This is a genomic window from Comamonas sp. 4034, from assembly GCF_050434545.1.
Taxonomy (GTDB): Bacteria; Pseudomonadota; Gammaproteobacteria; order Burkholderiales; family Burkholderiaceae_C; genus Comamonas; species Comamonas odontotermitis.
Window position 1 is genome coordinate 271,852 of sequence record NZ_JBNDIT010000003.1, and the last position, 24,163, is coordinate 296,014.

20 protein-coding genes are annotated in these 24,163 nt (G+C 61.9%); 12 read left to right on the top strand and 8 right to left on the bottom strand.

Annotated features, from left to right (window positions below):
* Positions 1-23 precede the first annotated feature (23 nt).
* The 10 genes from ABIE32_RS05465 to ABIE32_RS05510 all read left to right on the top strand — a co-directional run bounded on the left by ABIE32_RS05465 (position 24) and on the right by ABIE32_RS05510 (position 12,214).
* Positions 24-1,211, top strand: a complete 1,188-nt coding sequence (locus ABIE32_RS05465) for an efflux RND transporter periplasmic adaptor subunit (protein WP_224152181.1) — start codon at positions 24-26, stop codon at positions 1,209-1,211.
* Positions 1,205-3,205: an ABC transporter permease gene (locus ABIE32_RS05470; protein WP_429014621.1), complete on the top strand. Its 2,001-nt coding sequence runs from the start codon at positions 1,205-1,207 to the stop codon at positions 3,203-3,205. Before ABIE32_RS05465 ends, ABIE32_RS05470 begins: the two co-directional genes overlap by 7 nt.
* 12 nt (positions 3,206-3,217) lie before the next feature.
* Positions 3,218-4,594 carry an efflux transporter outer membrane subunit gene (locus ABIE32_RS05475; protein ID WP_429014585.1) on the top strand — a complete coding sequence of 459 codons (1,377 nt, stop codon included), beginning with the start codon at positions 3,218-3,220 and terminating at the stop codon, positions 4,592-4,594.
* A 158-nt stretch (positions 4,595-4,752) separates the two neighbouring features.
* Positions 4,753-5,301: a sigma-70 family RNA polymerase sigma factor gene (locus ABIE32_RS05480; RefSeq protein ID WP_429014586.1), complete on the top strand. Its 549-nt coding sequence runs from the start codon at positions 4,753-4,755 to the stop codon at positions 5,299-5,301.
* The gene (locus ABIE32_RS05485) at positions 5,298-6,293 is read left to right on the top strand and encodes a FecR domain-containing protein (protein ID WP_429014588.1); all 996 of its coding nucleotides are present in this window, start codon (positions 5,298-5,300) and stop codon (positions 6,291-6,293) included. Before ABIE32_RS05480 ends, ABIE32_RS05485 begins: the two co-directional genes overlap by 4 nt.
* 285 nt (positions 6,294-6,578) lie before the next feature.
* Positions 6,579-9,050, top strand: coding sequence for a TonB-dependent siderophore receptor (locus ABIE32_RS05490; protein ID WP_429014590.1), 2,472 nt, complete (start codon positions 6,579-6,581; stop codon positions 9,048-9,050).
* Between the two features lie 66 nt (positions 9,051-9,116).
* Positions 9,117-10,718 (top strand): PepSY-associated TM helix domain-containing protein, encoded by a 1,602-nt coding sequence (locus ABIE32_RS05495; protein ID WP_429014592.1) that lies wholly within the window; start codon positions 9,117-9,119, stop codon positions 10,716-10,718.
* On the top strand, positions 10,715-11,017 hold the full coding sequence (locus ABIE32_RS05500; RefSeq protein ID WP_429014594.1) for a DUF3649 domain-containing protein: 303 nt from the start codon (positions 10,715-10,717) through the stop codon (positions 11,015-11,017). The genes ABIE32_RS05495 and ABIE32_RS05500 overlap by 4 nt, the downstream gene beginning before the upstream one ends.
* Positions 11,017-11,862, top strand: a complete 846-nt coding sequence (locus ABIE32_RS05505) for a DUF3325 domain-containing protein (protein ID WP_429014595.1) — start codon at positions 11,017-11,019, stop codon at positions 11,860-11,862. Before ABIE32_RS05500 ends, ABIE32_RS05505 begins: the two co-directional genes overlap by 1 nt.
* A 28-nt stretch (positions 11,863-11,890) precedes the next feature.
* The gene (locus ABIE32_RS05510; RefSeq protein WP_429014597.1) at positions 11,891-12,214 is read left to right on the top strand and encodes a hypothetical protein; all 324 of its coding nucleotides are present in this window, start codon (positions 11,891-11,893) and stop codon (positions 12,212-12,214) included.
* Positions 12,215-12,397: 183 nt separating this feature from the next.
* Here the strand turns inward: ABIE32_RS05510 and ABIE32_RS05515 are convergent, their stop codons facing one another.
* From ABIE32_RS05515 to ABIE32_RS05545, 7 genes are read right to left on the bottom strand one after another with little or no spacing between them, the layout of a single operon-like run.
* Positions 12,398-13,540: a histidinol-phosphate transaminase gene (locus ABIE32_RS05515; RefSeq protein ID WP_429014599.1), complete on the bottom strand. Its 1,143-nt coding sequence runs from the start codon at positions 13,538-13,540 to the stop codon at positions 12,398-12,400.
* 24 nt (positions 13,541-13,564) lie between these two features.
* Complete coding sequence (hutI, locus tag ABIE32_RS05520; RefSeq protein ID WP_429014601.1) at positions 13,565-14,824, bottom strand: imidazolonepropionase; 1,260 nt, start codon at positions 14,822-14,824, stop codon at positions 13,565-13,567.
* Positions 14,825-14,875: 51 nt separating this feature from the next.
* The gene (locus ABIE32_RS05525; protein WP_429014603.1) at positions 14,876-15,460 is read right to left on the bottom strand and encodes a HutD/Ves family protein; all 585 of its coding nucleotides are present in this window, start codon (positions 15,458-15,460) and stop codon (positions 14,876-14,878) included.
* 19 nt (positions 15,461-15,479) lie between these two features.
* Positions 15,480-16,469 carry a formimidoylglutamase gene (hutG, locus tag ABIE32_RS05530; protein WP_429014605.1) on the bottom strand — a complete coding sequence of 330 codons (990 nt, stop codon included), beginning with the start codon at positions 16,467-16,469 and terminating at the stop codon, positions 15,480-15,482.
* A gap of 1 nt (position 16,470) precedes the next feature.
* Positions 16,471-18,003, bottom strand: coding sequence for a histidine ammonia-lyase (gene hutH / locus ABIE32_RS05535; protein WP_429014606.1), 1,533 nt, complete (start codon positions 18,001-18,003; stop codon positions 16,471-16,473).
* Positions 18,004-18,058: 55 nt separating this feature from the next.
* Entirely contained in the window at positions 18,059-19,783 is a 1,725-nt protein-coding gene (hutU, locus tag ABIE32_RS05540; protein ID WP_429014608.1) for a urocanate hydratase, read from the bottom strand.
* Positions 19,784-19,825: 42 nt separating this feature from the next.
* Positions 19,826-21,295, bottom strand: a complete 1,470-nt coding sequence (locus tag ABIE32_RS05545; protein ID WP_429014609.1) for a purine-cytosine permease family protein — start codon at positions 21,293-21,295, stop codon at positions 19,826-19,828.
* 143 nt (positions 21,296-21,438) lie between these two features.
* Between ABIE32_RS05545 and hutC the strand changes: the two genes are divergently transcribed.
* Both hutC and ABIE32_RS05555 read left to right on the top strand, forming a co-directional pair.
* Entirely contained in the window at positions 21,439-22,167 is a 729-nt protein-coding gene (gene hutC / locus ABIE32_RS05550; protein ID WP_429014623.1) for a histidine utilization repressor, read from the top strand.
* A gap of 440 nt (positions 22,168-22,607) precedes the next feature.
* Complete coding sequence (locus ABIE32_RS05555) at positions 22,608-22,754, top strand: hypothetical protein (protein ID WP_429014610.1); 147 nt, start codon at positions 22,608-22,610, stop codon at positions 22,752-22,754.
* A 59-nt stretch (positions 22,755-22,813) separates the two neighbouring features.
* Here ABIE32_RS05555 and ABIE32_RS05560 read toward each other — a convergent pair.
* Positions 22,814-24,163: IPTL-CTERM sorting domain-containing protein (locus ABIE32_RS05560; protein ID WP_429014612.1), on the bottom strand; the 1,350-nt coding region annotated here is incomplete at its 5' end.

Consider the following 24,163-nt stretch of genomic DNA (forward strand, 5'->3'; position numbering starts at 1 on the left):
CATTTCTTGAAAGTACAAGGTCCATGATTTTGAGACAGGGCAAACGCTGGGGCGTTTTCGCTTTGGCGCTGGTGTGCGTCAGCGCTGCCGTTGCAGCCACCTGGTGGGGAAGCCGGCCGCATGTGGAATACCAGACAGCGACGGTGGTGCGCGGTGAAGTGGAGGCAACCGTCACTGCCATTGGTACCTTGCAGCCCCGCACCTATGTGGATGTGGGCGCCCAGGTGTCCGGGCAGATCACACGCCTGATGGTGAGTCCGGGCGCGCAGGTGGAGAAGGGCGCATTGCTGGTGGAGATCGATCCCAGCGTGCAGCGGGCCACCGTCGATGCCGGGCGCGCATCACTGGCAAGCCTGCACGCGCAGATGGCCGAGCAGAGGGCGCAGCTCAAACTGGCGCACCAGCAGCTGGAGCGGCAGCAGCAGATGGCAGCCGAGCAGGCCACGCGGGAGGAAGATGTGCAGACTGCGCAGGCACAGGTGGATGGGTCTACCGCCCGTATCGACCATATCAAGGCGCAGATGCAGCAGACGCAGGCCACCTTGAAGGCCGATGAGGCTCGGCTGGGCTATACCCGTATCTATGCACCGATGGCCGGTACCGTGGTGGCGGTGGATGCGCGTGAAGGGCAAACGCTCAACGCGACCTACCAGACGCCAAACATTCTGCGCATTGCCGATCTCCGCTCGATGACGGTATGGACCGATGTCTCCGAGGCCGATGTGCGCCGTGTGCGCAGTGGCATGCCGGTTTATTTCACCACGTTGGGCAGCGCGGGTCTGGAGCAGCCACGCAGGTGGCGCAGCCAGGTTCGGCAGGTACTGCCAGCTCCTCCGGTGAGCACGCCACCGGCCAGCGCTGGTGCGGGCGCACCGGCGGCTGCCACCAAGGCCGTGACCTACACCGTACTCTTCGATGTTGACAACGAGGACGCGGAACTGATGCCCCAGATGACCGCGCAAGTGGTATTTGTCACCGCCAAGGCCGATCAGGCACTGACGGTGCCTTTGACGGCAGTGCGGACTAGCGACGATGGCAAGAGCCAGACGGTCCGGTTGCTGGGCACCAACCAGGTGCCGCAGGAGCGTACGGTGAAGCTGGGGGTGCGCAGCCGGCATCAGGTGGAGGTGCTCCAAGGTCTGGATGAAGGCGATCGGCTGGTGGTGGGCGAGAGCCGCAGCGACGGTGGCTTGCGATGGTTGCAATGGTGAGCACGGTGCCAGACGCAGCCACAACCGTGCCATTGATATCGCTGCGTGGTATCCGCAAGCATTTTGGCATCGAGGGCAGCGGCCAGGCGCCGGTGACGGTGCTGCACGGCATCGATCTGGAGATTCGGGCTGGCGAGTTTGTTGCTGTGGTGGGCAGCTCGGGCTCGGGTAAATCCACACTGATGAACATTCTGGGCTGTCTTGACCGGGCGAGCGAAGGTTGCTATCGGTTTCAGGGGCAGGATGTCGCACAGCTCGATGCCGATGCCCGAGCCTGGCTTCGACGTGAAGCCTTCGGTTTTGTCTTTCAGGGCTACCACCTGATTGCCAGCGAAAGCGCTGCCGAGAATGTGGAAATGCCATCCATCTACGCCGGCCTGTCCAAAGAGCGTCGCATACAGCGCGCACAAGCCTTGCTGGTGCGATTGGGGCTGCAGGGGCGGCTGGAGCACCGGCCCAACCAGCTCTCCGGCGGACAGCAGCAGCGCGTGTCCATCGCCCGGGCGTTGATGAATGGCGGCAGCATCATTCTGGCAGACGAGCCCACGGGTGCCCTTGATTCGCACAGCGGTGCCGAAGTGATGGCATTGCTGGGCGAGCTGGCCGATGCAGGCCACACCATCATTCTGATCACACATGACCGGGGGGTGGCAGCGCAGGCGCGTCGCATCATCGAGATCGGCGACGGGCGCATTGTCAGCGACACCGCGGCGCATGGCACAGCGGGTTTGAAGCCAGGCCTGCTGACCATGCCCGACCTGGCTGAGTCGCACAAGGGCAGTACATCGAGCGGTCGCACCTGGTTTGCAGAAGTGGCAGAAGCTGCGCGCAGCGCCTGGCGCGGCATGTGCATGAGCCCGATGCGTACCTGCCTGACTCTGCTGGGCATTGTGATTGGCGTGGCATCCGTAATTGTCATGCTGGCCATCGGCGAGGGCGCGCGGCGCAAGGTGGTCGAGCAAATGGGCACCATGGGCACTGCCATCCTCTACATGGGCAGCAAGGCGCCGTCCACTGGCGGGCCGGCCGGGCAACTGACCGAGGAAGATCTGGCGGCTGTGCGTGAGCTGGCCGAGATTCGCCGCGTCATGCCGGTGATTGGTGATCCGGTCACCGTACGGTACGGCAAAGCCGATAAGCAGATCTACGTATTTGCCGCCAGCGAGGAAATGCCGCTGGTGCACCACTGGAAGCTGGCCCAAGGCCGCTACTACACAGGGGCGGAAGATCGTGATCTGGCACCCTTGGTGGTACTCGGCCACAAGGCACATGCGCACTTTTTCCCGGACACCCCCAACCCATTGGGAAGGCAGCTGGTCATCAACAACTCGGCTTTCGAGGTGATTGGTGTGATGAGCGAGCGCGGTGCGGATTCTGGCGCGCAGGACTATGACGACATGGTGTTCATTCCGTACCAGTCGGGCCGTGCGCGGGTGTACCAGACGCAGACCCAGCCCGACTATGTAGTGGTCGAGGCCATGGCATCGGAGCAGGTGCATGACGCCGAGAAGGCCATCCGGCAACTGCTGCTGGCCCGGCATGGTGGTCGCGAAGACTTCGGCATTGGCAATGCGGCCGCGCGCATTCAGGCCGAGGCGGCTACGCGTGAATCGATGGCGGTGATGCTGGGACTGATTGCCGCCGTTTCGCTGGTCGTTGGTGGTATTGGTGTGATGAACGTGATGCTGATGACGGTACGCGAACGCACCCGCGAAATTGGCATTCGCATGGCTGTGGGCGCGCGGCAGCGTGACATCCTGCGTCAGTTCCTGACCGAAGCGAGCATGGTCACCTTGGTAGGGGGGGTGATGGGCTTGCTGGCGGGTCTGATGATCGGTGCGACGCTGGTCGTCTTGGGCGTTCCGGCGGTGTTCTCGGTACGGGCCATGCTGGGTGCATTTGCCTGCGCCGTGGCGATTGGCCTCTTTTTTGGTTACATGCCGGCAAAAACCGCAGCACGCCTGGACCCAGTGCGTGCACTGGCGGGAGAGTAGGAAATGGTGATGATGAAGACAGCAAATGCCCTGGCAGCTGCGGTGCTTTTGTCGGGCTGCATGAGCATGCCGCAGGAGGAGTTGTTGCCGGTGCCCCTGCAGCACGCGGAGATGCCGGCGCGATGGCCTGCTACCCAGGGTTTGCCTCGCGATGTGCTGAACGAGGACTGGTGGCTCGGCTTTGGGAGTTCCGAGCTCAACCGCGTGGTGGAGCAGGCACGGGCCCAGAGCCTGGACATGCAGGGGGCTGTGGCCCGGGTAGCGCAGGCCAGGGCGCAAGCCGAGCAAGTCAGAGCCAATGCTTCGCCAGAACTGAACGCGGAGTTGAGGACCGCCAGAACCCGTACCCTGGGCCATGGCGACCAAAGTGATGGCCAGCGTTGGCGCGGCGCGCTGACGGCCAGCTACGAGCTCGATCTCTGGGGGCGGTTGCGCAGCGGCAGTACAGCCGCTCAGGCCTTGTGGCAGGCAAGTGTTTATGACAGCGAGGCCTTGCAATTGAGCGTGACGGCAGCGGTGGCCAATGCCTGGCTGCAATGTGTAGCCCTTGGCGAGCGGGTATCAATGGCACAGCAGAGTCTGCAGATCGCCGAGCGACTGCTCCAATTGGTGGAGGCCAAAGCACGTCTGGGCGCTGCCACTTCGCTGGACCTGGCGCAGCAGCGTGGGTTGGTCGCTGCCCAGCAACGCACCCTGGCCGCAGTAGAGCAGCAAGAGGCGGTAGCTCGCGCTTCTCTGGCCGTCCTATCCGGTCACTGGACTGTGCAAGCACCTGAGCAAGATAGCGTGTTCGACCTGGCTGTGCCGCAGATTCAACCTGGCGCGCCGACTGAGCTGCTCACGCGCAGGCCAGACATTGCGCGCGCCGAGGCACAGCTGCAGGCCGCGGGCGCCAATCTGCAGGCAGCCAGAGCAGCCATGCTGCCTCGGCTGAGTTTGTCGGCCGGCGTGGTGTCCGAGCCTGAATCGCTGCGTCGATTGCTGGATCGTCCATTGCTGTCCCTGGCGCTTGGACTGACTGCGCCCATCTTTGATGCCGGTCGGCTGGCCTCCCAGCGGGACGCAGCAGTGGCGCGGCGGCAGGAACTGCTGGCCAGCTATCGCCAGGCGATTATGGCGGCCTACGGTGATGTGCAAATCGCGCTGGATGCCAGCCATGGTGCGCAGCAGCAGGAGCAAGCCCAGGCGCAGGAGTTGGCGCAAGCGCGTCGCGCGCTTGGCCTGGCCCAGAGTCGCTACCGTGCAGGGGCCGAAACCATGCTGACGCTGCTGGAGACACAGCGCGCGTCTTTTGTCGCGCACGACCTGGCGATTCAAATGCGCCTGGAGCGGCTGCAGGCCAGCGTTGCCTTGTACAAGGCATTGGGCGGCGGCTGGCAACTCACTTGAAGTTGCACTGGCCTTGCTGCGCAGAATTGGTTGCCCTTTGGGCACTTGGTTCCTGACCCCAGCGACCGAATCTGTATTAGGTTTGAATACAATCAAATGAAAATGATTCTTGTTTAATATTTATGCCGCCACACTGCGGCGGCATACCTGCCAGATCCATGGTCTTCCATTCAAACCACACAGAGATTGCCGCGCTTTACGTTGACCACCATGGCTGGCTGCTGGGCTGGCTCCGCCGGCGGCTGCATTCGGCCGCAGAGGCGGCAGATCTTGCGCACGATACCTTTTTGCGCTTGCTTACCGGCCAGCGCAGCCGAAGCTTTGCCAGTGCCGGGGAGACACGGGCGTATTTGCGTGTGACGGCGCAGAACCTGTGCATCAATCTTTGGCATCGCCAGGAGATCGAGCGCGCCTGGCTCGACATGCTGGCCTCGACTCCCGAGGCCAGCTACCCATCAGCCGAGCGACAGGCCATTGTGTTGCAGGCGCTCGAAGAAATAGGACACATGCTCAGCGCACTCTCGCCCAAAGCCGCGCGGGCTTTTACCCTGGCGGTGGTGTGCGAAATGACCGATGACGAAGTGGGCGCCGAACTGGGGGTCTCCGGCCGCATGGTGCGCAAGTACGTGGCGCAAGCCATGCTTGGCTGCCTGACCTTGAGCGCCCGTCAGACGGCGACCGAGTTGCAACAGGAGCCACAGGCGTGAGCGATGAAGACCGAGCGTTGCCAGGCATGCCTTCGCATGAGCAACTGCAGCAGGCGGCCCATTGGTATGCATGCCTGCGCGATGGCCAGGCCCGCGCCAGCGAGCGTGCTGCCTGGCAAACCTGGCTGGCCGCGGCAGAAGGCCATGCGCTGGCCTGGCAACAGGTGCAGGAGATCAGCCGCGCGTTCGAGCCCGTGCGAGCTCTGCCCAATGTTCGCGAAGCTGCGGAAGGGCTGCAGGCGGCAAATCAGCGCATGCGTGTCCGCCGCAGGGTGCTCGCCAGCTGTGCTTTGCTGACAACGGGCGGTCTGGCAGGAGCACTGAGCTGGCGCCAGGGCTGGTTGCCAGATCAGGTGATGGCCTGGGGGGCCGATGCACATACGCATACCGGTGAACTCAAGCAGATGCGACTGGCTGACGGATCCACGCTGTGGCTCAACACCGGCAGTGCGGTTGATGTGCGCTTTGGCGCATCCGAGCGTCGCCTTGTGCTGTTGGCCGGCGAAGTGTTTGTGACCACCGCGCATGATGCGCGCCCCTTGCTGGTGCAAACCACGGATGGCCAGATGCGAGCCCTGGGCACGCGCTTCAACGTGCAGTTGGGCAACTCGGCGACGGAGCTGACCGTGTTTGAAGGTGCGGTGGAGGTGTGCACTACCAATAGTGGCAGCACTCTGGTAGTGGCCGCTGGCCAGCGGACGAGATTCACCAGGGCCCGCATTGAGCAGCCAGACATCGCCGACTCCGCTCGGCAGGCCTGGACGCAGGGCAGGCTGATCGCCAACAACCTGCCGTTGCGCGAATTCGTCGTGGAGATGCGGCGCTATCGCAAAGGCTATCTGGGAGTTGCCGATGCAGTAGCGGACCTGGAGGTGTACGGCAGCTTCCCGGCCCAGGACAGCGACCGGGCGCTGAAGATGCTGAGCTTGGCCCTGCCCGTGCGGATCGAGCAAAGGCTGCCATGGTGGACGTCTATTGAGGCCAAGGCATAGGCGATTTGCCAGGTCTTGGCAGCAGCGGCCTTTCAATTTTTTCAAATATTTTTTGAAAACGGGTTCCGGGTTTGTGCGTCTCATTGGTTTATGTCTGTGAGAAGACAGTTTTCCATTGCTGCCAAGCACAGCCAACCTGGCCTCAAACGCGCTTCGGATTTCGATTGCCGGTGCCTGGTTTGCCAGACAAGCACTGGCGCAGCCATAGCCACAGCTGCAGCTGCAGCGATGGTGAGTGATGGTCTTCGCCCCGTTGTGATTGCATCCTTTCCATTCGGAGTCTCCATGCCTGTTCGTCATTTTGAGCGCGTCCAGCGTCTGCGCCGCTTGCCAATTCCTCGCCCGTGGGCCAGCTCCTTGCTTGCTTTGGGGGCGGTACTTGGATCGCTCCAGGTATCACCCGCGTCGGCGCAGCAGCCGGCAGCTGCAGTGCAGACAATGCGTCAGTACGACATACCGGCGGGCCCCTTGAGCCAGGCATTGACACGCTTTTCGAGCGAATCGGGCATCTACCTGGCAGGCAATGCCAGCACGGCCGAAGGCAAGATGAGCCCGGGACTCAAAGGCCGCTATGGTGTGGCGGCCGGCCTGGCGGCACTGCTGGCCGATACCGGGCTGGAAGCCTTTGTGCAAGCTGACGGCAGCTATGGGCTGCGCATCAGACGTGCCCAAACACCGGCTCCGGCACTGGACGGCGCAACACTGCCAACCGTGACAGTCACTGCCAGTGCAGAGCGAAACGGTACGACGGAAGGTACGGGCAGCTATACCCAGGAAGGGCCCAGCCGTACAGCCACGGGGTTGGGTCTTTCGTTGCGGGAGACGCCGCAGTCGGTCACGGTGATGACGCGCCAGCGCATGGACGATTTCAAGCTCGAAACCTTGACCGATGTGATGGAACAGACGCCTGGAATTGCGGTCTACCGGCAGAACAACGCCACCGATTTTCAGGCGCGCGGCACCAGCGTCAATCTGCAGACCGATGGTATGGCTCAGGTCAGCAGCGGTTGGTACTATCTCACCAGCACCTTGTTCTCTCTCGATGACATGGCCGAGATCGACCGCATCGAGGTACTCAAGGGCTCATCCGGTCTGGTGGTGGGCAAGGGCAATTATGGTGCCACCGTGAACATGGTGCGCAAGCGTCCAACGCGCGAGTTCCAGGCCAATGTGCGCGCCAGTGCCGGCAGCTGGGACACTTATCGCGCGCAGGCCGATATCGGCGGACCGCTCAATGAGGCAGGTACGCTGCGCGGCCGGCTGGTGGCTTCGGCCATGGATGCGGGAAGCTTTCGTGACCACGAAAAAAGTGCCAGCCGGATGCTGTTTGGCGCGCTCGAAGCCGATCTCTCGCCGAGTACGCAGCTCAATCTGGGTCTGACCTACCGCCAGCGCGACGCAAAGGGAATCGGCACCACCCAGCCGATCCAGCGCTACACCAAGGCAGGCGCGGAAGTGGGCTGGATGCCACGCTCGTTCAACACCGGAGCGCCCTGGGGCGGCTATCGCCAGGACAGCCTGAACCTTTTTGGCAGCCTGGAGCAAAAGCTTGCCAATGACTGGACTGCCGAGCTCAAGTTCTCGCACCAGCGCGCCACCATGGATGATATGCGTGCGGGCTATTACTACGATCAGGACCGCGCCAGCTTTGGCCGCTGGCGTGACATGGACAACAACAACTGGACGGTGAATTTCGACATCAAGGGCCCGTTCGAGCTGCTGGGCCGCTCGCATGAGTTGCTCGCTGGTGCAGGTATCTCCCGTTTCAGCAGCCAGGTGCAGTTGCCGCTCAATTCGCTCAACCTGGTGCCGCTCGAAGATCTTGGCATTCACATGGGGCAGGGTGGTGCCGTGTTGCCCGAGCCCGATTACAGCACCTTGTACTATGGCGACAACAGTTTCAGCCAGAAGCAGCGCTACGCATATGCGGCTGGACGTTTTCGCCTGAGTGACCCTCTGCAACTGATCGCCGGTGCACGTGTTACCCGCTTTGAAGAGCGCGACATTACACCTTATTGGTGGAATTACGACATGAAGGAAAACGGCGTAGTCACGCCCTACGCAGGCCTGGTTTACGAAATCCACCCCAATGTCTCGCTGTATGGCAGCTATGCCAAGATATTCCAGCCGCAAACTGCCCAGGATGAAAGAGGCAGTACTCTCCCAGCGGAAGAAGGCAGCACCTACGAAGTCGGTGCCAAGGCCGAGTTTTTCGACAAGCGCCTGAATGCCAGCATTGCCCATTTCTGGATGAAGACCAGGAACACGGCTGAAGAAAGCGGTGGCCTCACACCCGGTGGCGATACTGCCTACCGCGCCGTTTCATCGGCGACGCGCCGGGGCTGGGAGCTGGAGCTGTCGGGACAATTGGCGCGTGGCTGGCAGGCGCAAGGCAGCATGGTGCAGCAAGACAGCTCGCTCAACAGTGCCAGCAAGTACCCCAAATACCAGTTCAAGCTGGGAACCACCTACCGCTTTGAGGGTGGGATGCGCGGTCTGACCGTGGGGGCCTCCACGCGCTGGCAGGGGAAGACCGCGGTCAGCAATGCCGCAGCCACGCTGGCGCAGGACGGCTATGCGTTGGTCGATCTGATGGCCCGCTACCAGGTCAACCAGCACCTGTCGTGGAGCCTGAACGTCAACAACGCGTTCGACAAGCGATACCTCTCGGGCCTGACCAACTTCTCTGCCGCGGGCCTGTTCTACACCTGGGGAGCTCCGCGCAGCGTGAACGTGGGGATGCGCTATGACTTCTGAGACCTTGGCCATGGCTACCAGCAAGCGTAGGCTGCCTCATCGCCCGCAGATTGAAAGCAGGCGGTCATGAAGGAGGGCTTTCGCCAAAGCATGGCCTGGCTGCACACCTGGGCGGGCCTGGTGGTGGGCTGGGTGCTGTTTTTCGTATTCGCGACGGGAACCGCGGGATATTTCCAGCACGACATCACACGCTGGATGCAGCCCGAGCGCCCACAACAGCAACGCGTGCCGATACCGGAGGCCAGGCTTGAGCCGGTGCTGGGCGTGGCGCTGGCGAGGCTTGAGCAGCTGGCTCCGGCGGCTGCCAGTTGGCGCATCACGCTGCCACACGAATCGCTCTCGCCGCGAGGCTGGCAGGGGCTCTCGATTCGCTGGGAGGAGATGCCGCGCGAGGGTCACCGGCGCGGCGCCAGTGGTTCCGAAGTGCTCGATCCCACCAATGGCTCCCTGTTGCCGTCTGAGCCGCAGCCGCGTGCAACGGCGGGAGGCTTGGGCCTGTACCGCATGCACTATATGCTGCATTACGTGCCCTATGACTGGGCGATCCGCATTGTGGGCGTCTGCACGATGCTGATGCTCATCGCCATCATCAGCGGGGTCATTGCACACAAACGCATCTTCCAGGACTTCTTCACCTTCCGCCCTGGCAAAGGCCAGCGCAGTTGGCTGGATGCGCACAATGCTGTCAGCGTGATGGCATTGCCGTTCTTTTTGATGATCACCTACAGCGGGCTGGTCTTCTTTCTGTTCACCTATATGCCTGCTGGGCGCGATGTGCAGTACGGCAACGATTCCGAAGCGAACCAGACGTTCTATGACGAACTGCTTGATCGCCGGGCTCATTCATCCATCAAGTTCCCCCAGGCTGATGTGGCAGCTATGGTGCGACAGGCGCAGGGTGTTTGGGGCGAGGCACAGGTGGCATCAATAGCCATCGAGCGCCACGAAGCAGAACCAGCAGAGGTGATATTGACTCGAGCTAATGGAGGCAAGCTTGATTTCTGGAGCCCGGAGCAGATGCGCTTCAAGGCAGATGACGGTGAGCAACTCCCCGAGGAAGCGCCCCCTGGCGGCAGCGCACGCTTGACGCAAAGCGTGGTGCTGAACCTGCATGAAGGCCTGTTTGCCGATATCTGGGGACGGTGGTTGTACTTTTTTTCAGGCTTGCTGGGCTGCGCGATGATCGGCACCGGGTTGGTGCTGTGGACCGTCAAGCGGCGCAGATACCACCTGGGTAGCGGCCGAGAAAAGCCGGGGCTGCGTCTGGTGGAAGCACTCAACGTAGCCACCATTGCTGGCTTGCCATTGGCGATGGCCGCATATTTCTGGGCCAACCGTCTTTTGCCGCTGGAAATGGCCGATCGCGCGGCCTGGGAGTTCCACAGTCTTTTTGCCGTGTGGCTGGGCAGTCTGTTCTATGCGTTGGCCCGGCCTCTGGCACGGGCCTGGGTGGAGTTGCTGTGGGGCGCGTGCCTGGCCTTTGCCGCAGTGCCGCTGCTCAACTTTCTCACCACGGATCGTCACCTGGGCCGCAGTCTGGCCACGGGCGACTGGGTGTTTGCCGGATTCGATCTGACCCAGCTGGCACTGGCTGCCGTGTTCGCAGTGATGGCTCTGAAGGTGCAGCGCAGGCTGCTGGTCGCTAGCCACATGGAGCGAAGTGTATGAAACAGTCTCCAGGTTTCGCGCACTCCTACCGCTGGGCAGTGCTGTCGCGGATTGCTGCGGCAACCATCGGTGGGTATGCACTCGCGTCGGCCGCCACCGTATTGCTGGCCCTGATCTGGCCCGCCAGCAGATCGCAGGCCTTGCTCTGGGCCAGCATGCTCAGCTTTGCTGTTTATGCGGCCGCCGTGATCTGGGTGTTTTGCACACGAAGCGCCTGGCGCGCCTGGGCAGGCATGGTGCTTGGCTCTGCGCTGTTGATCGCCATGGCTTGGGCATTGTCATTGGGAGGGGCTGGATGATGGGCACCGTCTTCACTTCCGAGCATCTGCTCATGGCGGGATTGGCGGTGCCAGGCATGCTGGCATTGGTGGCTGCGACCGACCGCCATGCTGAACATCTGCTGGGCCGTTTCTACAGCACCCGATCCCGCGTTTTGGCCCGTGCCGTTGGTTGGTTGCTTTTATGCATCGCTTTGGCGCTCTCAGTTGCCATGCAGGGAATGGGCGTGGGCTTCACCTGGTGGCTCACCTGGCTGGGTGCGGCAGCGCTCGCTTGGGTCTTCACGTTTGCGCACTGGGCGCGGCAGCCACCGGCGCGAGACAGGCCCGTGCGAGCGACCCCAAGGGTTTCAGTCGATGTTGCGTCGTCTGGGATGGTCGGGCAGAGAGCAGTTGCTGCCGGTCTGCTGGTAGCGACAGCGCTTGTGTTCAGCATTGGCTTGGTTCGAGTGCAGACTCCGCCGCTCGAGCGCAACGATGCCTTGCACGGAACGATTGGGCCGTGGAGCTTCATTTTTGCCGAAGCGGATCGACAACCTCCGGAGCGGGTTGCCATGGACATTCCGATGAAGGAGTTTCGTCTGCGCTTTTGCGACGACTGTGATCCGCAGATACGGCAGGCCACGCTCAAGGTCAACCGGCCACGCAATGCGCGCGCCACAGGCATGGGCTTCATGGGGCAGCGCTGGGAGCGCCGTACCGAAATTTCGCTGCCAAACACACTGAATGCACAAAGTGAACTGTGGCTGACAGTGACCGGCAAGGACGGCAGTGTGTACCAGACGTTCTGGCGCATGGATCAGGTATCGCCTGCCACCGTGGCTTGGTTTGAGCAACAAAGGAGGCCATATGGCTCGGTCCAATGAACAATGCTTTGGGCGCTGCCTGGGCGTTGTGACGCTGATGATGCTGGCTGCTGGCTATGCCAGCGCCCATGAACCGGTAGCTATGTGCGTGTTGCTCGATGCCAGCACCATCCGCTGTCGCGGAACCAGCAATGACGGGGATGAATTGCGAGGCGCGCGCATGGAGGTGAATGCGCATGACGGTTCAGCGCTGCTGGACGGCCGGCTGGATGCGCAATCGACATTTACCTTTGCCAAGCCTCGCCAGCCCTTTTATGTCTTGTTGGATACCGGGCCAGGCCTGCAGGCTATCGTAGAGCAAGAGGAAATCAAACCGGTGCCGACTCGCAAGGCGCGTTGGATGCAACGCTGAGGCAGCAGTTCTGGCGTCCTTGCCGGTACGAGAAATCCACAGGCGCAATTGCGGTGGGTGCTCTACGGCAGCCATGCCAGTCTCGGGGGGAGCATCTCCGTTTTCAGGCGCTGGACGAGGCTTTTGAAGGCCGCGTTGTCCAGCGAGAATGGTACTCGTGACGGTTTCACGGATTTCCGTGTGTCATGCCGTCATCGTGGCTTGCAAGGCATGAATGAAGCGTGCATTGTCGTTTTCGGTACCTATGGATACGCGCAGGAAATGCTCGAACCCCGGCTCCTTCCAGGGCTTGATGATCACGCCCCGGCGAAGCAACGCCTCCGCCACGGGGCTGCTGGGACGGCCGATGTCGAGAAACAGGAAATTGGCGACCGAAGGCGCAATGCGCAGGCCATGCAACGGGCCTGCGGGCATGGCCAGGGCCAGCAGCTCACGGCGCAATGCCTCGCGCAGTGCCACTGTGTTCGCTACGCAGCTACGCATGTGAGCGGGGTCGCTCCAGGCTGCCAGCGCAGCGCGTTGAGCCACCATGTTCACGTTAAAGGGCGAACGTACCTTGTTCAGCAGGTTCACGAAGTCGGCGCTGTCGGCCATGCCATAACCCACCCGCAGGCCCGCCAGTCCCCAGGCTTTGGAGAATGTGCGCAGCACGATCCAAGGCCCCTTGCGTGCGGCCAGCAAGGCCAATACCTCGGGGTAGTTCTCGTCATGCAAGGCATATTCGTAATAAGCCTCGTCCACCACCAGCACGGTGCTGGTGGGCGTTGCTTCCAGCACGCGAGCAAATTGCGCCGCATCCATCATGCAGCCCACGGGGTTGGATGGATTGGGCAGGAAAGCGATCTTGGGTGCCATGGCCATGGCTGTGCACCAGGCATCAATGTCAAAGCCCAGCTCTGCGGTCAGATCAAGCAACTTTACCTGTGCCCCCATCATGCGCGGGTAGATCTCGTGCAGGCCGAACACGGGGCGCTGTGTCACCACCAGGTCGCCGGGCGAGAGAAACACCTCGCAAAGGATCCTGATCAGGTCTTCAGAACCGTTGCCGAACACCAGGCGGTCTGCGGCTATGCCGCTGCGCTCGGCAATTGCCTGGCGCAGTACCGTGCACTGGGCATCTGGATAGTTGCCAACATCATCGGCCAGGCTTGCCAGAGCCTGGCGCACGGCGGAACTGGCACCGTACGGGTTTTCATTGCTGGCCAGGCGTGTGATGTTGGCAATGCCAAAGCGTGCCCGCACGGCCTCGTTGGACAGGCCTGCGTTGTAGGCGGGCAGGGGAAGCGCTTCAGGGCGAGCCAACGAGGCGATCAGGGAGTCAGTCATGGGTCGAACACCTTTCGTAGAACATCATGCGGATCTGTTGGCCTGGGCGATCAATCCCTGGCGCACCACGGTACAGTTGGGCTTCTGGCCAAACCAGTAGGCCAGCTCCGCTCCGTGGCGCACGGGCCAGAGCACGAAGTTGGCGGGTCGTCCCGAGGCGATCAGGCCTTGCTCGTGCTGCAGGCCCAGCGCGCGCGCCGCATGGCAGGTGATGCCGGCCAGCGCCTCGGGCACAGTGAGTCCGAACAATGTGCAGGCCATATTGGCCATCAGCAGCAGGCTCAGGGCGGGGGAGGTGCCCGGGTTGTGGTCCGTGGAGACGGCCATTGGCACCCCAGCGGCCCGCAGGCCTGCGATGGGGGGGACCTGGGTGTCGCGCAGCGTGTAGAAGGCGCCGGGCAACAGCACGGCTACGGTGCCCGCCTGGCGCATGGCGGCGATGCCCTTGTCGGACAGGTGTTCGATATGGTCGCAGGACAGCGCGCCATAGCGCGCGGCGAGGGCGGCACCTTCCATGTTCGACAACTGCTCGGCGTGTAGTTTCACGGGCAGGCCCAGCGCTTGCGCCGCCTTGAAAACCTGCTCGGTCTCGGCCAGCGAGAAGGCGATGCGCTCGCAGAATACGTCCACGGCATCGATCAGGCCTTCGGAGGCCAGTGCGGGCATGATGTCGCGGCAGACCAGATCGATATAGTCCTGGCTGCGGCCAGCGTATTCGGGCGGCAGCGCATGGGCACCGAGGAAGGTGGTGCGCACAGTCACGCCGCGCAGCTCGCCCAGCCGGCGGGCCACACGCAACTGCTTGCGCTCGTGCTCCAGAGACAGGCCGTAGCCCGACTTGATCTCGATGGCTGTCACGCCTTCGGCCAGCAACTGGTCCAGGCGCGGCAGGGCTTGGGCGATCAGTTCTTCCTCGCTGGCCTGGCGCGTGGCCTTGACGCTGGAGACGATGCCGCCGCCAGCGCGCGCCACTTCTTCGTAGGTGGCTCCGGCCAGGCGCATGGCAAACTCGTTGGCGCGTTCACCGCCATAGACCAAATGGGTGTGGCAGTCCACCAGACCTGGCGTGGCAAGACGGGCACCACCTTCATGCGCGGGCAGGTGCTGATAGGAGGCAGGCACCTGATCTTGCGGTCCCACCCAGACGATGCGGCCCTGTTCAACCACTATGCAGGCTGGCTGCCCCTCGGCCATTGGCACATCGGGGGTGAACAGCTCGGATGCCAGTCGCACATCCAGCCAGCGTCCGTCAGCGGAAATGGGGGGCATTGCGGGTAGGGTCATGGCATGGGGTCCTTTGAAAATTCTGATTGGATAGGGATCAATGGGCCAGGCTCATCGTGTGGCCTGCGTCAGACTGACCAGTACCAGACGGCTGTCTGCATCGCGCGGCAACAAAGGGGCGGTGTTTCGGGTCTGCTCGTCGCCCATGTCCCACCACAGAAGGCCTTGGCCGGTGTGCAACAGGGCATCGCCATGAAGAAAGCTGCCCTGCAGCACCATGCACAGACCTGCGGCGCTGTGCCCGGGCTGAATCTCAGTGCCTTGGATCAGTACTTCGGCCGACCACTGGCCACGCCGTGTCATGACGTTGAAATCGGTGCACGTGCCTCCCAGCATGCTGCATTCCAGTGCCGCGTCACCTGAAAAGGCATATGGCTGCCATTGCTGCTGCAATGTGTGATGGATGCCTGCTGCTGCACCGATCAGCTGCACCCCGTCGCCATCCAGCAGCATGATCTGACGGTCTATGCCGGGAAATGCCGAGAATGGACCGGCCTGGGCAACTGTGGCGATGCTCACTCGCCAGCCAAAACTATCCATGTCTGCGCCTTGCGGCCAGCACGCAATCTCACGCGTGCTGCCGCCTCCGTTTTTCCACGGACGGGGTGTGATTTCGTTCAGATCGAAGCGATGCATGGGTATGGGGCTCCTCGGGTTACGCCTGAAGCAGGCGGTAGACCAGCCTGGCCGCCGCTCGCGCTCCATGGCTGTCCTGGTCGAAGCGCGGATTGAACTCCGCCAGGTCAGCCACGCGCAGCTTGCCGCTGCGGCGCACCCTGTCGACGATTGCCTCGACCACGCCCATGGGCACACCATAGGCTGCGGGCGCCGAGACAGCGGGCATGACTGCGGCGGGCAATACGTCCAGATCGATCGTCAGGTAGACATGGTCCACGCCATCGATGACCTGCTGCACCTGCTCCAGCACTTTCTCCAGGTGTCGCTCTTGCATGTCAATATCTTCGATCCAGCACGCTTGCAGCTCGTCGGCCCGTGCGAACAGCGCCGCTGTGTTGCCCAGGCGGCTGACACCCAGGCATGCGTAGTGGAATGTCTGCCCCCGGGCCTGGCAAGCGGTGGCGATCTGGTCGAACGGCGTGCCAGAACTGCCTGGGCGGGCGGTGCGCAGGTCGAAATGAGCGTCGAGATTGAGAACCAGCACCGAACCTGGGTCGCCGCTGGCATCCAGATGGCCACGCAGGCCCTGCCAGGTACCCCAGGCGATTTCGTGACCACCTCCCAGTACCACAGGAAAGCCCCCGCGCGCAAGCACGGCCTGCACGGTGCGTGCCAGAGCGTGCTGCGCCGCTTCCAGTGCATCGCCTTGGCAGCTTACATCACCGGCATCGTAGAGCGCCTCGTGGTCGTGAACGGGCAGGCCGGCCAGCATGCGCCGGATGGCCTGCGGGCCCTGGGCTGCGCCAGTGCGGCCCTGGTTGCGCTGCACACCGGCATCGCAGGCAAAGCCGAGCAGCGCCCGGGCGGCGGCAGGCAAAGGCGTTTCATCGAACGGGTTGAGCGCTGCAGCGATATTGAACAGCCGACGCGTGTCGCCCCGCTCGCCGGCATCGCTGCGGCCTTGCCACAAGGCCATGTCGGCGGCGGTCCACAGCTCAGAGGCCTGGGCCATTGGTACGTTCACCATCTCAGTGGCTGGGCAACAGATCTGCGGTTATCAGACGGCCCAGGTGGCCGCTGGCGAGCAGGGTGCTGGCGGCTTCGATGTCGGGCGCGAAAAAGCGGTCTTCCTGGTAGAAGGGAACGCTTGCGCGCAGCAGGCTTCGGGCTTCCTCAAGCTTGGGCGAGGTCTTCAGGCCGGTGCGGAAATCCAGGCCTTGGCAGGCGCCCAGCCATTCGATGGCCAGGATGCCACGCACGTTGTCGGCCATGGCCCACAGGCGCTTGCCGGCGTTGGGTGCCATGGAGACATGGTCTTCCTGGTTGGCCGAGGTGGGCAGGCTGGTCACGCTGGCGGGATGGGCCAGTGAGATGTTGTCGCAGGCCAGGGCCGCAGCAGTAACCTGGGCGATCATGAAGCCGGAGTTCACGCCCCCATTGTTCACCAGGAACGGAGGCAGTTGCGACATGTGTTTGTCCATCATGAGCGAGATGCGACGCTCCGACAGTGAGCCGATCTCGGCCAGTGCCAGTGCCAGGTTGTCGGCCGCCATGGCCACCGGCTCGGCATGAAAGTTGCCGCCCGAGACGACATCGCCCTGCTCGGCGAACACCAGCGGGTTGTCGGATACGGCGTTGGCCTCGACGGCCAGCACTTCGGCCGCCTGGCGCAGTTGCGTCAGGCAGGCGCCCATGACCTGTGGCTGACAGCGCAGCGAGTAAGGATCTTGCACCTTGTCGCAGTCCAGGTGCGACTCGCCCACTTCGCTGTGCGGTGTCAGCAGGTCGCGAAAGGCGGCGGCCACGTCAATCTGGCCCTTCTGGCCACGTGCGGCGTGGATACGGGCATCAAAGGGCAGACGCGAACCGAGCAGTGCTTCCACGCTGAGGCTGCCGCACACCAACCCGGCGGCCAGCAGGTCTTCGGCCTCGAACAGGCCGCGCAGCGCATAGGCGGTGGACACCTGAGTGCCGTTGAGCAGCGCCAGGCCTTCCTTGGCGACCAGCGTCAGCGGCTGCAGGCCGGCCATGGCCAGGGCTTCTTTTGCGGGCAGCCATTCGCCGCGGTAACGGGCCTTGCTTTCGCCCAGCAGCACCAGCGACATGTGGGCCAGCGGCGCCAGATCTCCCGAGGCGCCTACCGAGCCCTTGAGAGGGATATGGGGGTAGACCTCGGCGTTGACCAGAGCCATCAGGCTGTCGATGACGACGCGGCGGATGCCGGAGATGCCGCGCGCCAGGCTGTTGATCTTGAGCACCATGATGAGCCGCACCATGGCGTCGTCCAGAGCCTCGCCCACACCGGCGGCGTGGGACAGCACCAGCGAGCGCTGCAGCTTGGCCAGGTCTTCGGGTGCGATCTTGGTGGAGGCCAGCAGGCCGAAACCGGTGTTGATGCCATAGGCGGTGCGGCCTTCGGCGATGATTTTCTCGACGCAGGCCACGGCTGCGTCAATGGCCTCGCCCGCGCTGGTGTCCAGCTGCAGCTTTACAGGCTGTTCATAGGTCAGGCGCAGGTCGGCGAGGCTCAATTGGCCGGGGTGGATATGCAGGTGTGTCATGTGCTTTCCTAGGGAGCTCCATCGGAGCGCCCGGTTGATTCGTCGGCGGGCTCTTTCAGGACTTGACCATGGGCAGGTTCAGACCGTGGCGCCTGGATGCCTCGACGGCAATCTCATAGCCTGCATCGGCATGGCGCATCACGCCGGTCGCAGGATCATTCCACAGCACGCGGCCCAGGCGTGCAGCGGCCTCATCCGTGCCATCGGCCACGATGACCACCCCAGCATGCTGGGAGTAGCCCATGCCCACGCCTCCGCCATGGTGCAGGCTGACCCAGGTGGCGCCGCCTGCGGTGTTGAGCAGGGCGTTGAGCAGCGGCCAGTCGGAGACAGCGTCGGTGCCATCCTTCATGGCTTCGGTTTCGCGGTTGGGGCTTGCCACGGAGCCGCAGTCGAGGTGGTCGCGTCCAATCACGACGGGCGCCTTGAGCTCGCCATTTTTGACCATCTCGTTGAAGGCCAGGGCCGCCTTGTGGCGCTCGCCCAGACCCAGCCAGCAGATGCGTGAAGGCAGGCCCTGGAAGGCAATGCGCTCGCGCGCCATGTCCAGCCAGCGGTGGGTGTGCTTGTTCTCCGGAAACAGTTCCTTGATCTTGGCATCGGTCTTGTAGATGTCCTCGGGATCGCCCGAAAGCGCCACCCAGCGAAACGGACCCTTGCCCTCGCAGAACAGAGGGCGGATGTAGGCTGGCACGAAACCGGGGAAATCGAAGGCGTTCTTCACGCCCTCGTCGAACGCCACCTGGCGGATGTTGTTGCCATAGTCCACCGTGGGGATGCCCATCGCCTGGAAGTCCAGCATGGCCTGCACGTGCTGGGCGCAGCCCTGGGCGGCGGCCTTGCTGAGTTTGGCGTGCTGGCCAGGATCGGCCGCGGCTGCTTCCCACTGTGCAACGGTCCAGCCCACGGGCAGGTAGCCGTTGATCAAGTCGTGGGCGGAGGTCTGGTCGGTCACGATGTCAGGCTTTGGGCCGCCGGCTTTGGCGCGCTTGACGAGCTCGGGCAGGATTTCCGCGGCGTTGCCCAGCAGGGCAATGGAGACGGCCTCCCCCTTTTCAGTGTGCTGCTGAATGAGGGCCAGCGCGTCGTCGATATCCTTGGCCTGTTTGTCCACATAGCGGGTGCGCAGGCGGAAGTCGATGCTGCTTTGCTTGCACTCGATGTTCAGCGAGCAGGCACCGGCCAGCGTGGCGGCCAGCGGTTGCGCGCCACCCATGCCGCCCAGGCCGGCGGTAAGAATCCACTTGCCGGTCAGATCGTTGTTGTAGTGCTGGCGGCCGGCTTCGACAAAGGTTTCGAACGTACCTTGCACGATGCCCTGGCTGCCGATGTAGATCCAGCTGCCGGCTGTCATCTGGCCGTACATGAACAGGCCCTTCTGGTCCAGCTCGTTGAAATTCTCCCAGGTGGCCCACTTGGGCACCAGGTTCGAATTGGCCAGCAGCACGCGTGGTGCGTCAGGATGGGTCTTGAAAACGCCTACGGGCTTGCCCGACTGGATCAGCAGCGATTCATCGGCTTCGAGCTTCTTGAGCTGGGCCAGGATTTCGTCATAGCACTCCCAGTTGCGGGCCGCACGGCCGATGCCACCGTAGACCACCAGCGCCTTGGGGTTCTCGGCCACATCGGGGTCCAGGTTGTTCTGCAGCATGCGGTAGGCGGCTTCGGCCAGCCAGTTCTTGCAGTGCAGTGTGCTGCCTCGGGGGGCGCGGATGACGCGGTTGGCGTCGTAGCGGGGGTCCTGCTGTACGGCTTGGAGGATGGTGTCGTTGGCGTTCATGGTCGTGTCTTTCATGAAAACAAAAAAAATTGGCGCTGGGGCTTACGCAGCGGAAGCGGTATTCGGATAGCCATCGGGGCTGCCGTGTTCCGAGGCTGCGGCGGGCTGCCCTGCTGGGTAAATCATCTGCAGGGGAACCTTCATGGTCTTTTTGGCCAATGGGTAGTAGACGAGTGAGGTAACGATCAGGCTCACGATCCAGGAGATGTCGGCGCCCCCCATGGCCTTGGCAAGCGGGCCTTCGTACATGGCCTGGTTGATGAACGGTATCTGGACGACGATGCCCAGCACGTAGCTGAACAGCGCTACGCCGTTGTAGGCTCCATACCGGCCCTCGCTGTCGTAGAGCGCGGGGATATCCACCTTCTCCTTGGAGACCAGGTAGTAGTCGACGAGGTTGACGGCACTCCAGGGGACGAACACCGTGAGCAGCAGCAGCACGAAGTTCTTGAAGGTGGCCAGGAAGTTGGAACTGGCCAGCAGGGCCACCAGCACCGTGAGCAGCACAAAACCCAGGATGTAGGCGAGGCGAGTGGCCGGCGAGAAGTGCTTCTTGTCATTGAAGGCGCTGACTGTGGTCAGCATGGTCATCACGCCGCCATAGGCATTGAGGCAGTTCACCGTGAGCTTTCCGGTAACGATGACCAGGTAGATCACCACGGCAAGGGGACCGGCCAGGTCACCCAGGAATCCCACCTGGTTCTTGATGAAGTTGCCGCCCAGGGCAGCCACGAGAACGCCGAAGGTCATGGCCAGTTGGGCGCTGATCACGCTGCCGCCGAAGGTGGTCCAGAAGGTCGACGCCGTGGAGGTCTTGCTTGGCAGATAGCGCGAGTAGTCGGCCACATACGGCGCGAAAGTCATCTGCCAGCCCGCAGACAGCGCCATAGCCGTCAGGAAACTGGTCCAGGTAAAGGGCTTCTGGCCAAAGGCGCTGGCTACATCGTAGTGAAGGCACAACTGCCAGGCCAGGTAGCCGAAGCCCAGGATGCCCACGACGGTGGAGATGCGGCCCACCACATGGATCAGCTTGTAGCCAATGAGCGCAACCAGGGCGGTCAGCGCGCCGAAGATGATGATGCCCGCCGCAGGTGTGCTGAAGCCGAACATCAGATTGATGGCCTGGCCCGAGAGCACCGTACCCGTTGCCGCAAAGCCCAGGTACATGAGGATGACCAGCAGCAGGGGAAGGGCAGCACCCTTGACGCCGAATTGCACGCGGCTCGAAATCATCTGTGGCAGGCCCAGCCGGGGCCCTTGCGCAGAGTGCAGTGCCATGACGATGCCGCCGAGGATGTTGCCGATCAACAGGCCGAGGATGGCGGTCATGGCTTCGGCACCGAAGACCACGGCGAGGGCCCCGTCGACCACAGCCGTGATCTGCATGTTGGCGCCGAACCAGAGGGTGAACTGGCTGGAAGGTGAGCCGTGGCGCTCATGCTCGGGAACCATGTCGATGGTTCTTGTTTCCATACGCCCCAGCCCCGCAGCTGCGGAAGAATCAATGCTCATGGGAATGGTCTCCGATTGCTCTGTTCTGTAAAAATTACATACAACTATTGGGTAAACTTGGATAAGTTGTATATACCAATTTTCGTGTTTTACTTGGCAATACGTCAATCAACTTTTACAGACTTTTGATCCGCACAAACCCTATGTCAGTCCGTACTCCAGCGACCGCGGCAAAAGCGGTGATTCCGGCGTTCCAGCGCATCAAGGAGCATGTGCTGCAGCAGATCCATAGCGGTCAATGGCAGCAGGGGGAGGCGATTCCCAGCGAGGCAGCCTTGGCCAAGCAATTCAACGTCGCTCGCATGACGGTCAATCGCGCCTTGCGGGAGCTCAGTGACGAGCAGACGCTGACACGTGTTCAGGGGTCAGGCACTTTCGTGGCCCAGCAGAAATACCAGTCCACCCTGGTTCAGTTGCGCAATATCGCCGACGAGATTGCGGCGCGGGGACATCAGCACCGCGGCGAGCTTCAAAAGCTCGAACGCTATCGGGCTGATACCTTCCTGATGCGGCAGTTCGAGCTGCCTGCCGTTCAGGGTCTGTTCCACTCCGTGGTGATTCATTTTGAGAACGACGTGCCGATCCAGGTCGAGGACCGGTATGTCAACCCGGCTGTGGCGCCCGATTACATGGCCCAGGACTTCGGTAGCCAGACGCCCAATGCCTATTTGATGCGCGTCGCACCATTGCAGGGGGTGCAGTTTTCGATTGAAGCCAGCATGCCAACTGCCGACGTAGCCGAGATGCTGCGTATTGAAACTGGAGAACCCTGTCTGGTGTTGCGCCGCGTCACGCGCTCACAGGGCCAGGTGGCATCGGTGTCGGCGCTGTGGCATCCTGCCTCGCGCTACCAATTCACCGGTAGCTTTTGATACCAAGCCTTCATTTGGCATATGCGGTGCCTTTATGTGACGCTCGATGCCATGGTTTCGCAGGGGGAGGCTTGTTTTGCTTCGGCCCGGGCTCGATCCTTCCCTCAAACCCCGAGCGCGGTCATGCCATGCTCATCGTGCTCGAAGCTGTCACTCCGCCTGATGTCACGCTACCTGGCAACGAGGGCTTGCCGCTTCCTTCAGGCCTCAAAGCCAGAACCTGTTATGAACTCGGCCGGAGTTGAAGTAGACAGATCTACTAGCGAATCGCGAGGGGTACCCCACGGATGCGACAGAAGAAGAGCGGAGCACAGGTGCTGGCGGGTCTGCATCTCCTGGTCTTTGTGCTGCGCATGCTGCCCCATGCGTTGCCTGCCATTGCTCAGGGGATGAGTTCATAACGCGCTAAGGGCTCATCAGCGAACACTAAGAAGAGCCCAATGGCTCAAATTCTGTCGTCGCAGGAATACATGAGCGTCTTGGTGGTGCAGGCTTTTGTCTGCATCTCTGGCTGGCCAGTTTTGGGCAGAAATCAACAATTGGCCAGCCAATCGACTACCAAGAGCCAACAAAAGACACCCGAATGAACTGCCCCCAAAAATTGGATTGATGTCCAACTCTTGGGGGCAGTGCACGAAGGCGGCTCTTAACCTTGGCGTCTGCGGCTTTGCACGAAGCCAAACATTGCCAGAAGTGAAGACAGCGAGATCAGGCCCCAGCCCTCCAAGCTTGGTACATTGGCCAGTACAGGCGGTGTGGGTTTGTCGGTTACCGGGCCGGATGCCACGGTGCAGACCTCAACTCCAGGAGAGGCTCCAGTCTGAGCCGCGGGAGTAACGCAAAAAAAGATGTACTTGTTCAGATCCGGTGATTGCAAGGTATAGCTCGCAGGGTTACCTACACCACCAGTCGAGCCGCCAGAGACCACGGTGCCATCGCCGGAGCTGGAGATGGACGGATTGGTACTGGTCACAAACTTGTAGGAGGTCTGTGCGGGTGCTTCAAGGTCTCCCTCTGTATCTGCATAGGAATAGGTTCCGCTCACCGTCGCGCCCACTTGTGGAGTCCCTGTAATGACGGGGACTGCTGTTGGAACTACGTTGACCGGCGCAGTGATCACGGGGCCCGATGCAGGAGTGCATGCCTCTAGGCCTGGTGATGCCCCTGTACTGGCTGCCGGGGTCACGCAATAGAACAGATACTGATCCACATCTGTTGGTTGAGGTGTGTATGAAACGCTGCCTGAGGCTCCGCCTGTGACGCCGCTTGCCACGGTCGTTCCTGCGCTGGAGTTCGCAATGGACGAATTGGTGCTGGTGACAAATTTATAGGTAGTGGCGGCTGGATTTTCAGGATCCAAATTATTATCGGTATAGATATACGTTCCAGTAACAGAGGATCCAACTTTCGGGGTTCCTATTATTGATGGACTCGCAATGGGTACTACATTTGGCGGTGCACGCTCAATGATTGCCACCATGCTTTGGTATGAAGGATCTTGGTTTTTGAAGAGGTCTAGCGTATAGGTTGTTGACCGGTACGTTGTTGGTAGTGTAGGCAACGTTGTTGCCATCGATTGGTACAGAATCTGATAAGTATCAATAAATTCCTGATTACCATCATATTCCGATTCTGAACTTACTCTTACAGCACCAGCAGTGGCATTGATGCTATTGGCAGTACCTTTGTAGTCGTTCCCGATTTCCCACATCGCAAATTGAAAAGCTTTCTGCTGCGGACCCGTTCCATTCTTGTAGTAGGTATCAAAATAATGATCGATCATCCAGTGAATCGCGGCAATACCCGCATCACCTGACCCACCCTTGATTGCACCGACGCCTGCTTCACTGAAAAAGCTGGTTTGCATATCGAACGGTGGCTTCGTTGAGTGATCGATGCAAATGGCTTTGTTGCACAAATCCGGGCCGCAGCGGTAGTAGGCTCGGATGATGAGTGAGACGAACTGGGGTCGGCGCAAGTACCGCACCACAAACTG